Source organism: Variovorax sp. GW458-11-26-14-LB1, assembly GCF_059423965.1.
The window spans coordinates 98,893-111,122 of the sequence record NZ_JBWKYW010000006.1 but is presented as its reverse complement, the minus strand read 5'-3'; the positions used below and the strand labels follow the sequence as shown (position 1 = coordinate 111,122).

At 65.0% G+C, this 12,230-nt stretch carries 10 protein-coding genes and 1 pseudogene; 9 read left to right on the top strand and 2 right to left on the bottom strand.

The annotated features are described in order from the left end of the window. Positions 1–36: 36 nt before the first annotated feature. Positions 37–1,131, bottom strand: a complete 1,095-nt coding sequence (locus AC07YS_RS06510) for an alkene reductase (RefSeq protein ID WP_139701796.1) — start codon at positions 1,129–1,131, stop codon at positions 37–39. Between the two features lie 52 nt (positions 1,132–1,183). Beyond that, positions 1,184–2,029, bottom strand: a complete 846-nt coding sequence (locus AC07YS_RS06505; RefSeq protein WP_139701795.1) for an alpha/beta fold hydrolase — start codon at positions 2,027–2,029, stop codon at positions 1,184–1,186. A gap of 132 nt (positions 2,030–2,161) precedes the next feature. Between AC07YS_RS06505 and AC07YS_RS06500 the strand changes: the two genes are divergently transcribed. From AC07YS_RS06500 to AC07YS_RS06460, 9 genes and pseudogenes are all read left to right on the top strand, one after another. Continuing rightward, positions 2,162–2,767, top strand: coding sequence for a TetR/AcrR family transcriptional regulator (locus AC07YS_RS06500; protein ID WP_095747520.1), 606 nt, complete (start codon positions 2,162–2,164; stop codon positions 2,765–2,767). 146 nt (positions 2,768–2,913) lie between these two features. Next, positions 2,914–3,933: an AraC family transcriptional regulator gene (locus AC07YS_RS06495; protein WP_495267535.1), complete on the top strand. Its 1,020-nt coding sequence runs from the start codon at positions 2,914–2,916 to the stop codon at positions 3,931–3,933. Between the two features lie 149 nt (positions 3,934–4,082). Continuing rightward, positions 4,083–5,477, top strand: a complete 1,395-nt coding sequence (locus tag AC07YS_RS06490; protein ID WP_492736754.1) for an MFS transporter — start codon at positions 4,083–4,085, stop codon at positions 5,475–5,477. Between the two features lie 13 nt (positions 5,478–5,490). Next, positions 5,491–6,231: a nitroreductase gene (locus AC07YS_RS06485; RefSeq protein ID WP_159270788.1), complete on the top strand. Its 741-nt coding sequence runs from the start codon at positions 5,491–5,493 to the stop codon at positions 6,229–6,231. Beyond that, positions 6,228–7,880 (top strand): AMP-binding protein, encoded by a 1,653-nt coding sequence (locus AC07YS_RS06480; protein WP_492736752.1) that lies wholly within the window; start codon positions 6,228–6,230, stop codon positions 7,878–7,880. The genes AC07YS_RS06485 and AC07YS_RS06480 overlap by 4 nt, the downstream gene beginning before the upstream one ends. Then, on the top strand, positions 7,873–8,319 hold the full coding sequence (locus AC07YS_RS06475) for a MaoC family dehydratase (RefSeq protein ID WP_070059255.1): 447 nt from the start codon (positions 7,873–7,875) through the stop codon (positions 8,317–8,319). The genes AC07YS_RS06480 and AC07YS_RS06475 overlap by 8 nt, the downstream gene beginning before the upstream one ends. Before the next feature lie 59 nt (positions 8,320–8,378). Beyond that, positions 8,379–9,971 carry a tannase/feruloyl esterase family alpha/beta hydrolase gene (locus AC07YS_RS06470; protein ID WP_492736750.1) on the top strand — a complete coding sequence of 531 codons (1,593 nt, stop codon included), beginning with the start codon at positions 8,379–8,381 and terminating at the stop codon, positions 9,969–9,971. A gap of 432 nt (positions 9,972–10,403) precedes the next feature. Beyond that, positions 10,404–10,841: pseudogene (locus tag AC07YS_RS06465) on the top strand (NAD(P)/FAD-dependent oxidoreductase); the annotation flags it as partial. Positions 10,842–11,224: 383 nt separating this feature from the next. Continuing rightward, positions 11,225–12,157, top strand: a complete 933-nt coding sequence (locus AC07YS_RS06460) for an MBL fold metallo-hydrolase (RefSeq protein WP_070064098.1) — start codon at positions 11,225–11,227, stop codon at positions 12,155–12,157. Positions 12,158–12,230 lie beyond the last annotated feature (73 nt).

Sequence of the window (12,230 nt, the reverse complement as noted above, 5' to 3'; positions counted from 1 at the left end):
TGAGTCCATGCCGCGATATGCAGCGTGGAAAAACGACTACCGGACGCTGGAATCAGCGAGGGTCGGATAGTCGATGTAGCCTTTGGCGCCACCGCCATACAGCGTGGTGGGGTCCAGCGCGGCGAGGGGTGCGCCGATCTCCAGCCTTTCGACCAGATCGGGGTTGCTGATGAAGGGGCGGCCGAAGACGAACAGGTCGGCCTTGTCCTCGATCAGGCGGGCGTTGGCCAGTTCGAGGTCATACCCGTTGTTGGCCAGGTAGGTGTTCTTGAAGCGAGTGCGCAAGGCGTCGAAATCGAACGGTGCGGCATCGCGCGGACCCCCGGTGGCGCCTTCGACCACATGCAGGTAGACGATGCCCATCGCATTGAGTTGCTCGGCGATGTAGTCGTACTGCGACTGCGGATCGCTGGACGAAATGGCGCCGGCCGACGACACCGGCGAGAGGCGCACACCGGTGCGCTCGGCACCGATTTCCTTCGCCACGGCGGCCGTGACTTCGAGCAACAGGCGCGCGCGGTTCTCGATGGAGCCGCCGTACGCGTCCGTCCGGGTGTTGGCACCGTCCTTGATGAACTGCTCCAGCAGGTAGCCGTTGGCACCGTGGACCTCGACGCCGTCGAACCCCGCAGTGATTGCATGGGCCGCAGCCTGGCGGAAATCCTCGACGATGCCTGGAATCTCATCCAGGGTCAGGGCACGTGGCTCAGAGACGTCATGAAAACCGTTGTTGACGAAGGTCTTGGTCGCGGCGCGGATGGGGGAGGGGGCCACCGGCGCGGTGCCACCAGGGCGCAGGTCGACGTGGGAGATACGGCCCACGTGCCACAACTGCACGAAGATCCGCCCGCCCTTGGCGTGAACGGCGTCGGTCACCTTGCGCCAGCCGTCGATCTGCTGCGGCGTGTACAGACCCGGGGTGTCCTGGTAGCCCTGGGCATCGGCCGAGATCTGGGTGGCCTCGGTGATGATCAGGCCCGCCGAGGCGCGCTGACCGTAGTAGGTGGCGGCGTACTCGCTGGGCACCAGACCCGCGCCTGCCCGATTGCGCGTCAGCGGCGCCATCACGATGCGGTTGGACAGTTGGAGTGAGCCAAGTGTGTAGGGCTCGAAGAGCGTCTTGTCAGTCATGCTTGTTTGCTGTGTCGTCGTTGATCGGGCGGGGACGGGATGCGCTACGGCATCACTCCTCGAGGAACTGGATCGCGTGTTGCAGGAAGCGCTCGGGATACTGGAACTGCGCGCCGTGTCCGGCGTCGGGATAGATCAACAGCTGCGCGTTGGGAATGTTCTGCGACAGATGCCAGGAGTTGATCGTGGGAATCATGATGTCGTCGACGCCGTTGAGCACCAGGGTCGGCTGCGTGACGGCGTTCAGGAAGGCATAGGGGTTCGCACCCGGCAGCGGCTGCAGGTAGGCGGCGTGCGCCTCGGCTTGGGCTTGAGCGACGGCCATCGAGCTGGGCGGGTCCTGGTCGGCGCGCTGGTGGCGGCGCTCCCAGAAGGCCAGACCCGCCTGCTTGGCAGCTTCCGAGCGGCCGAAGAACAGGTAGAGAAAGTCATCCGCGGTCGGCACGGGGTTCGGCGCGACCTCCAGCACCCTGGGCTCCATCTTCGGATCGCCGCCGCGCAGTCCGGTGCCGAGCAGGACGAGCTTTCGAACCAGTTGCGGGTGACGCAGCACGACCTCCTGCACCTGGAAGCCCCCGATCGAGAAACCAAGCAGATCGACCTGGGACAGACCCAGCGCCCGGATCACCAGGGCGATGTCGTCCGCCATGTCTTCGATCCGGTTGCGGGGCGTGCCGGTCGAGGAGGCAATGCCGCGACCGTTGTAAAGGATGACCTCGCGGCCTGCGGCCAGACCATCGGTCAACAGGGGATCCCAGTGGTCCAGGCCGCCGCGGAAATGCTGGACGAAGAACAGAGGGGGCTGTCCGCTGGAGGTGTTGCCCCAGCGGCGATGGGCGAATTTGTCGCCATCCACTTCGACGAAGCGGGTGGGTGCGGTCAGGTGGGTATCGCTCATTTTCGGAAGCCTTCCAAGGTAAGTTGGCCTAATGATGTCGATCATCATCTTTGATGTCAAGGACTTTGATGATGATCGACATCAATGTATATTCATGGCTTCACCGATGGCACATCTAGAGAGGTCCTGGACATGAAGGTCACCAAGGCGCAGGCACAGGCGAACCGGGCGCACATCGTCGAGACGGCCTCCACGCTGTTTCGCGAGCGTGGTTACGACGGGGTGGGGATTGCGGACTTGATGGCGTTCGCAGGCTTTACCCACGGCGGGTTCTATAAGCACTTCGAATCCAAGGCCGACCTGATGGCGCAAGCCGCGACTTGCGGTTTTGCGCAGACGGCCGCCAAGGCCGAAGGCGTCGATGCGATGGCATTTGTCCATCACTATCTGTCCCGTGAACACCGAGATGCACCGGGTGACGGTTGCACGATGGCCGCCCTGTGTGCAGATGCTGCGCGCCAACCGGAGTCGATCAAGACGGCGTTTGCGACCGGCATTGAAAACCTGCTGGTGACCCTGGGAAACCAGTTCGACGCGCCAGAGGAGGACGATCAGGGCGGCGACGCACGCGCCAGGCGGATCGACCTCATTGCGCAGGCAGTCGGTGCCATCGTGCTGTCGCGGGCGTGTCCTGACGACTCGCCACTGGCCGATGAAATTCTGGATGTCTGCCGCAGCGCCGTACTGTCGAGGCTTTCCTCGATGACGCCTGGCGCTTCCGGTTCCCAGAGCACCTAGTCGCACAATTTCCGCGACAGCCCACGACAGAGGTCGGCGGCATCTCATTGCTGCAGACGCTGCGGGTCCCCTGAGGCCGCATCCTGCACAGCGCGAAACGCGCTTATAAAGAGCTCGCCCCACCACTGATTCTTGAGCGAGTGCGTATGAAGTCTGCAGGCTTGAAGGGAACCGTGTCCATTGAACTGGTGCACGAGGCGATCCACGCCGCGGCGCTGAGAAACATGGACATCAGCAGCGTCCTCGAAAGCGCCAAGATTGATCGTGAGCTGTTGAACGCGCCGCGCGCGCGCATCTCGGCGGCGGCGTACTCGCAGATGTGGGTGGCGCTGGCCGACCTGATGGACGACGAGTTCTTCGGCCTGGACAGCCACGGGCTTCGCCGCGGCAGCTATGCGCTCATGACGCGCGCCGCCGTCAACGCCGACAACCTCGCGCACGCATTGCGCCGCATCCTGAGGTTCCTCCACGCCACGCTGGACGACTTCCGCGGCGAGCTGGTCTGCGATGGCGACGAGGCGCGCATCGTCCTGCATGACGGCGGCGTGCTGCGCCGGCTGTTCGGCTACGGCACCTGGTTCATCCTCGTTCATGGCCTGGCGTGCTGGCTCGTGCACCGGCGCATTCCCCTGCGCGAGATGCAGTTCCGGTGCCCGCCGCCCGGCGACGACAGCCACTACCGCACGCGCTTCTGCGAGAACGTGAAGTTCAACGGAGAGACTACGCACATCAGCTTCGCCAGCGATCTGCTGGACCTGAAGATCGCGGAGTTGCCCGCCACGGTCAACAACTTCCTGAGGGAAGCGCCGGCCAACCTGCTGGTCAAGTACCGCAACGATGCAAGCACCAGCGCCCAGGTGCGCAACAGGTTGCGCAGCCAGATGCCCGAGGCGTGGCCCGAACTCGAAAAGCTCGCACAGGAACTCTGCGTTTCCGGCACCACGCTGCAACGCCGCTTGCAGCAGGAGGGCGTGAGCTACCAGCGCGTGAAGGACGACCTGCGGCGCGACATCGCCATCGACCTCTTGTCGAGTGCGTCGCTGACGGTGGCCGAAGTCGCTGCCCGCACCGGCTTCCAGGAAACCAGCGCCTTCCATCGCGCCTTCAAGAAATGGACAGGCGTCAGCCCGGGCGCCTATCGCTCGTCCGCGCCCGCGCCGCAATAAGCCGAAGCTCCGGCGTCCGGCAGGGATGCCGACATGTCCGAACGCCCCATCCAGATCGAGACGCGCGGGCATGGAAGCGTGCCGCCTGCAGAACTAACCTCCCGTCGACATCGCATCTCGCGACAGATCAAACGACAGGAGACAAAAACATGCAGCAGGCCGGCAAGCAGGTCGATATTCACGCGTTGGCGGGGCACTCCCGGTTCAACGGCTTTCACGGGCTCGTGCTCTGGTGGTGCGTGTTGATCCTGGTCATCGACGGCTATGACCTGGCGGTCGTGGGTGCCGCGCTGCCATCGATCATGAAAGACATGGGCGTCGACGCCACGAGCGCCGGCGTCATGGCCGGGTCGGCGTTGTTCGGAACCATGCTGGGCGCGATCTTCCTGGGCACCTTGGCAGACCGCATCGGCCGCCCTCGCATGATCGCGGTGTGCGTGGCGCTCTTCAGTGTCTTCACGGCGCTGACCGGGCTGGCCACCGAACCCATCGGCTTCAGCGTCGCCCGCTTCATCGCGGGCCTCGGCATCGGCGGGGTGTTGCCCATCGTGACCGCGCAGATGGGCGAGTTCGCCCCGGTGAAGCTGCGCACGCGCCTGGTGACGATGGTTTTCGCGGGCTACTCCGTAGGCGGCATTCTGGTTGCGCTCACTGCCAAGCAGCTCATCGAGAGCCACGGATGGCAATGGGTGTTCTATGTGGCCGGCCTGCCCGTGCTACTGATTCCGCTCATCCTGAAAACGATGCCCGAATCGCTGTCGTTTCTTCTCAAGAAGGGTGACCAGCGGCAGCTCGGGGAGATCGCGGCCAAGCTCGCGCCGGAGCAGCCGAACGCAGCCGGCATCGTGTATGTCGGCGCGTCCACCGACTGCCTGCACGACGCGCCGGTGCGCACCCTGTTCGACGCCGGACGCGCGTTCAGCACCGTGATGATCTGGGTGGCTTTCATGACGGGGCTGTTCATGGTCTACGCGCTGAACTCCTGGCTGACCAAGCTCATGGCCATGGCGGGATACAGCCTGGGCTCGGCCCTGAACTTCGTGATCGTCTTCAACGTCGGTGCGATCGTGGGCGCGATCGGCGGCGGCTTGCTGAGCGACAAGTTCAACATCAAGCATGTGCTGGTGGCGTTCTACGTGGTCGGGGCTGCGTCGCTGGCCGCGCTCGCATACACGAAATCGACCGAGCTGCTGTTCGTTGCCGTGTTCGTGGTGGGGGCGTCCACGCTCGGAACGCAACTGCTGGCCTATGCCTACGCCGGCGATTTCTATCCACCGGCCGTGCGTTCGACGGGTGTCGGCTTTGCCTCGGGTGTCGGCCGTATCGGCGCCATTGCCGCGCCGATCCTGATCGGCTGGCTCGTGTCGCTGAGCCTGCCCATCGAGCAGAACTTCATGGCGATCGCCCTGGCCGGCGTCATCGGCGCGGCAGCGGTGTCGTTCGTGAACCAGTCGCGCGCCGCGTCGACCCAGGCCAAGGCCGCGCGCGCGGCCACCGGCGAAGTGGGCCGTGTGGACGGGGCGATTCGCCCGGCTTCGAAATAGCAAGGAAACCTCAATGAACCGAATGATGGCGCCACCGCTGGAGGCACACGCGCTGCAAGGAGCGGTCGACTGGGCCATTGCCACCCGGCGCAGCGTCAGGGCGTTCTTGCCCCGGCCGGTGCCCCGGGAAGAGGTCGAGGCGATCCTCTCGACGGCGCGCTACAGCGCCTCCGGCATGAACATGCAGCCCTGGCATGTGCATGTGCTGACGGGGCCTGCCAAGGCCCGTCTGTCGGCGGCGATTGCCGTGCTCGACGACGATCCCGGCCGGTCGGGCGAGCTGCTCGAGCCCTACGACTACTACCCGCGCGAATGGTGTTCTCCCTACCTGGAGCGGCGCCGCAAGGTCGGCTGGGACCTCTACGGATTGCTCGGCATCGCCAAGGGCGACAAGCAGCGCATGCACCTGCAGCACGGTCGCAACTACCGCTTCTTCGATGCGCCCGTGGGCCTGTTCTTCACGGTGGACCGCGAACTCGAGGAGGGCAGCCTGCTGGACTACGGCATGTTCCTGCAGAGCGTGATGGTGGCCGCGCGCGGCCGCAACCTCCACACCTGCCCGCAGGCCGCGTTCCTGAAATTCCATCGCCAGATCGCGGACCTGCTGGACATTCCCGCCGGCCAGATGCTGGTCTGCGGCATGAGCCTGGGCTACGCCGACACCTCGTCGGTCGAGAACTCGCTCGTCACCGAGCGCGAGCCAGTCTCCGCGTTTACGACCTTCCACGACACCTCCAAGGAGACCACCGCATGAGCGCGCCATCCTATGCACGGGGCCTCGAACGCTGCGCGGCAAATCATGTGCCGCTCACGCCGCTGGGCTTTCTCGACCGCGCGGCGCTCGCGCATCCGAACCGCGTGGCGGTGGTGCACGGCGAGCTGACGCGAACCTGGGCGCAGACGCGCGAGCGCTGCCATCGCCTGGCGTCCGCGCTGGCGATGCGAGGCATCGAACCGGGCGACACCGTCTCGGTGCTCGCGCCCAACACGCCGGCCATGCTGGAGGCCCACTTCGGCATTCCGCTGGCCGGCGCGGTGCTCAACGCAATCAACCATCGCCTGGATGCCGAAGGCATCGCGTTCATCCTGCGCCACGGCGAGTGCAAATTGCTGATGGTCGATCGCGAGTTCGCCGCCACGGTGGCCGCAGCGCTGAAGCTGCTCGACCGTGCGCCTGCGGTCATCGACATCAACGACCACCTCGCACCACCCGGCGAACCCATCGGCGAGACCGACTACGAATCGCTGCTGGCGAACGGAGACCCGGACTTTGCCGGTCGCTGGCCCAGCGACGAGTGGCAACCCATCGCCCTGAACTACACCTCCGGCACGACCGGAGACCCCAAGGGCGTGGTCGCCAGCCATCGCGGCACCTACCTCATGAGCCTGCTGCAGATCACGAACTGGGCGATGCCACGGGCGCCGAAGTACCTGTGGACCTTGCCCATGTTCCACGCGAACGGATGGTGCTTCACCTGGGCCGTGACTGCGGCGGCGGGCACCCATGTCTGCCTGCGCCGGGTGTCTGCCGACGCCGTGCTGGAGGCCATCGAGCGCCATCAGATCGATCACCTCTGCGCAGCGCCGGTCGTGATGGCGATGCTCGCGGACGCGGCGAAAGATACCCGGCTGCCGCGCCCCGTGCGCGTGCTCACGGCCGGCTCACCGCCGCCGCTCGCCGTGCTGAACGCGGTGCTGGCGATGGGCTTCGACGTGGAGCACGTCTTCGGAATCACGGAGGTTTCCGGCACGCCGGTGAGTTGCGTGTGGCAGGACGGCTGGGACGACCTAGCGCCCGCCGAGCAGGGGGCGCTGCGCGTGCGCCAGGGCGTGCGCGCCGCCATGTTCGAAGGCCTCATGGTCGGCGATGCCGACACCCTCGAACCCGTCGTGCCCGACGGCAAATCGGCGGGCGAGCTCATGTTGCGCGGCAACACCGTGATGATGGGCTACTTCAAGAACGAGGCGGCAACGCGCAAGGCGCTCGCCGACGGCTGGTTCCGCACCGGTGACGTCGCGGTCCTGCATGCCAACGGGTATGCGCAGATCACCGACCGGTCGAAGGACGTGATCATTTCGGGCGGCGAGAACATCTCGTCGGTCGAAATCGAAGACGTCATCCATGGACACCCGGCGGTGCTGCATGCCGCCGTGGTGGCGCAGCCCGACCCCAAGTGGGGCGAGGTGCCGTGCGTGTTCATCGAGCTGAAGGCCGGTGTCGCCGCGCCCAGCGAGCAGGAGATCATTGCGTTCTGCCGCGAGCGGCTGGCGCACTTCAAGTGTCCGCGCCGCGTGATCTTCACCCCCTTGCCGAAGACGGCCACGGGAAAGATCCAGAAGTTCCGCTTGCGCCAGCAGGCCGGAAGTCAGGACGCCATCACCCGGCTCGCGAGCCATGGCTGAGTGCGAAGCGGCCGCGGCCCTGGGGCCTGTCGGGCCCGGCTATCGCTTCTCGCGACCCCACACCTTCGACGAAGCGCAAGTGCGTGCCTTCGCGCTGGCCGCGGGAGACGAGAACCCGCTGCACCATGATGCCGCGTTTGCACAGGGCACGCGCTTCGGCGGCTTGATCGCCAGTGCGACCCACACCACCTCGCTGCTGATGGGGCTGACCGCCAGCCACTTCGCTACGAGGGGGAAGGTGCTGGGCATGAACTTCTCGGTCGACCTGCTGCGTCCCGTACGGGCGAGCGAGACGGTACTCATCGAGTGGCGCGTGACGTCGATGGCCGCGCATTCGAAGGGCGGCTGCGTTCTCGAATTGCAAGGTGCGATCAAGAGCGCAGACGACAGGACCAGCGTGCTCGCGCAGGGCACGGTGCTTTTCACGCCCGCCGCATGAGTGCTTTCCGCGCCAGCGTGCGCGTTCACGGGGGCATTGCCCCAACAAGGAGACAAAAGATGAAGATGGCCCCTCTCACATGCCGACGCAACACCCACCGGCGCATCACCTCGTGGTCCGTGGTGGCTGCTGCGGCGCTGCTTGCTTCCTGCGGCGGCAGCGGCAGCGGTGGTGGCAACTCGCCACCCGCGCTGTTCCCGTCCGCCGCCGGAAGCGCGCAGGCCGCGTGCAACAGCTTCCTGAGCCGGGCCTTCGAAGGCGCCACGATCACGCAGGCGACGCTGACGCCCCAGACAGACACCACGCCGGAGACCTGCACCGTGCGCGGCGAGATGCGGCCGGAACTCGCCTTCGAAGTCAAGCTGCCCAGCAGCTGGAACCAGCGTGTCCTGTTCATCGGCGGCGGCGGCTTCGACGGCGCCATCTACCCCAGCGCCTACAGCCCTGGCGTCGCGGAAAGCGGCTACGCGACCATCGCGACGAACCATGGACACGATGCGGCCAAGCATCCCAATGGCTCCTTCGCTATGGACCCCCAGTTGCTTCAGGACTACGCAGACGGTGCCGTGCCCAAGGTGCTTGCATCGGCGAAGGCCGTGCTCCGCTCGCGCTATGGCGAATCGGTCGGCCGCTCGAAGTTTGTCTACGAGGGCTGTTCGGGCGGTGGGCGTCAGGCGTTGATCCAGGCGCAACGGCATCCCGATCTGTTCGACGGCGTGATTGCGCGCGCCCCGGCCAATGCCTACACGGGCCAGTTCCTCTGGTATCAAAAAATACTCAAGCAGCTGGCCCAGCCCGAGGCGGGCCTGAGCATCCCGAAGGTCAAGACCCTCGCGAACTTCATGCAGTCCCAATGCGATGCACTCGACGGCCTGAAGGACGGCATCATCAGCCACCCCGAGGCCTGCAAGCCCGATCTGGCCAAGCTCCGATGCACGGGCGCCGACGCAGACTCTTGCCTGACCGACGCGCAGCTGGCGTCCGCCAAGGTCCTGTACGAGCCCACCGATGTGGCGGGTGGTCGCTACACATGGCCGGCCTTTCCCTATGTCGGCGGCGAGACCGCCGACGACGCATCGTGGCAGGCCATCGGAGGCACCACGTTTCAGATTCTCGGCGGCGACTACATGAAGTACTTCGTGGCGCAAGACCCGTCCGCAGACCCGCTGAACGTCGACCCGCTGCAGTACACGAACCGACTCGACCACCTCGCCCGATTGATCGATGCAGTCAACCCCGACCTGAGCGGGTTCCGGGCCCGCAACGGCAAGATGCTGCTCATGCACGGCACCACCGACTGGCTGATCACGCAGAACAACACCACGGACTACTACCGCAAGGTCGTCGCCGCAGCGGGCGGGCAGGCCGCGGCCGACCGGTTCGTCGAGTACTACGTGCTGGCAGGCAACGACCACTGCGCCGCCACGCCGGCAGGCGGCAAGGGCCCGGACAGCGTCGACCTCGTCACCCCGATGTTCGACTGGATCGAAACCGGCACCCATCCCAGCGCCCGCGAGATCGTGGCCACGCGCAGCGTCGAGCCGGGCAAGGGCATGCAGCGGCCGATGTGCAGGCACCCGCAGTTTCCAAAGTACAACGGCACCGGCGATCCCGAGGCGGCGTCCAGCTTCACCTGCACGTCACCTAGCTAGGCGTCGTGGCGCTGTGTACGCAGCAGTGTTGGCACAGGCTGATCTGTGAAGGCATTCGCGAAGAGAACGCGCGTCGCCCGTTCTGGGTGGCGCGGGAAGGATTCGACACGCGCTGATGCATTCAATGGATACAGTGTCCTCCTGCTGGTTTCTCGCACCCTCTGGCCGCCGAAGCGCGCAACTTCGGCGGGCGCCGAAGGCATGCGTCGGCGTACTGACCTTACCTACGAAGCCCGATCTGGACTGAGCCCCGCAGCGATTCACACTGCCTTGGTTGTCGGATATTGGCCTCGTTGCAGACATCGATTGTTCCGATCCCGACTACGGCAATCGCTGCATAGCTGTCCTTCGTGTACGCCCCCTCCAGACAGGTTGCTGTCAGTGTGGCCCGCTGAACGTCTGCTGTGCGTCGCAACCGAACCCTCCGATAACCGAAGCAACCAGTTGCTGGTGCGTCCCTCGCTGCAGACAACGCTCGATCCTTCCATTTATGCTGTCGGCGACTGCGCGAGCCTAGTGCCTATCGGCGGTGATCTGCCGTTGCCGCCCACAGCACAGGTGGCGCATCAGCAGGCGCAGCACCTGATTCGTCACCTGCCTGCTGCGCTTGAGTACTGCACGCAGGTGCCGGATTTCAGCCACACCGACTTCGGTGCCCTGGTTTCCTTGGCCGATTACGACGCCTATGGTTCGCTGGGAAAAACGGGCATGTTCAAAGGTGTGACCTTCAAAGGACGTTTGGCCCAGCTCAGCCACGTGCTGCTGTATCGGAGCCATCAGGCCAGGCTGCATGGCTTCGCTCGAGGCAGCCTGCTGTGGCTGGTGGACCTGCTGAATGCACGACTGCGCCCTTCAGTGCGATTGGACTAGATAGGAAATTCATAGGAAGCCGGAACCCGTGGGGCTGTGGTCTTGCTCGTTCCGCGGAGAAGACCGGCCCTTGGTCTGATCCCGCTGTGGCGCATCGGCGGCCTTGTTCGTCGCTCATGCATTCGCAAAACGATCGTTGTAAAAAATCATGTGATTTGCTAGTCTTTGACTTTTTGCTTTGAGTTGGGAGGTCGCGCCATGCAAGCATCAGACGGGAGATTCCACTGGGAGCGAAGCTGCCCTCGTCGAGGTCGCTTCACTTCGATAGTTGCCATGCAGGGGAGAAGGGGCATGCGGTGGGACCAAGAGAATGGGACATTGCCTCTTTGCAGAGGGATGAGATGCATCGATCGGCTGTTCGGCATGACCAGGAATGAGGCAGCATGAGCGCTGTCTTCCACCAAACCGATCCTTTAACTGCCGTCAGCCGCATTGATTTTGGCCGCGTCTCGGTTTTCTTCGGCGAGAAGAATGGCAAGTATCCCGATGGCAACCAAGTGCTCATACGTGGCACCGATACGCGCGCCGCTTTCGATACGCCGATCGTTGCCAACCACATCGGTCCCGAGTTCGACGCCACCGAGTTGGTGGTCATGGGGCATGTGCACGAAGACCACATGGCTGGGCTGCACCGTCTGCCCGCCGCGGCGGTGCATGTGCACGAAGCAGACTTGCCTGCGGCGCAAGGTTGGGACGGCATGCTCAAAGCCTTCGGCATGACCGATCCGGCCGTCATCCAAGACATGCTCGCCAAGTTCCAACGCGACTTCTTCTATGCTCCGCGACCTGATGCAAGAGGCTACGTGGACGGTGCGAGGTGGGACCTGGGCCGGACGGGCATCCGGGCCTTTCACATGCCCGGCCACACGGCCGGCCACACCGTGCTGCTGGTCGAGCCGGAGGGCGTTGCATTCATCGGCGACATCGACTTGACCGGCTTCGGTCCCTACTACGGCGACGCCGGCTCCAGCTTGCGGGATTTCCGCCGCAGTCTGGCGCGGCTGCCGGACATTCCGGCCAAGGTGTGGGTCACCTCGCACCACCGTGGCGTGTACACCGAGAGAGAGCGATTTCTGCGCGATCTCGCGGCCTTCGCCGCCAAGTTCGACGAGCGCGCGCAGCGGCTGCTGGACCTGCTGCGCGAATCGCCAAAGACGCTGGCGCAGCTGGCCCAGCATCGGATGCTGTATCCGCCGGGCTATGAAAGCCCCTGGGTGGTCGATGCGGAGACCCGCACCATCTCGCAACACCTGGTCGAGTTGCTGGCCGACGGGCAGGTGCAGGTCGACGGGCGGGGTGTCTATCGCACCGCTTGATGGCAGTCTTCGTGGTGCCCATGGGCGCCTACTAAACTGAGTACCGTGGGATCTTGGCCGACGAAACCGATCG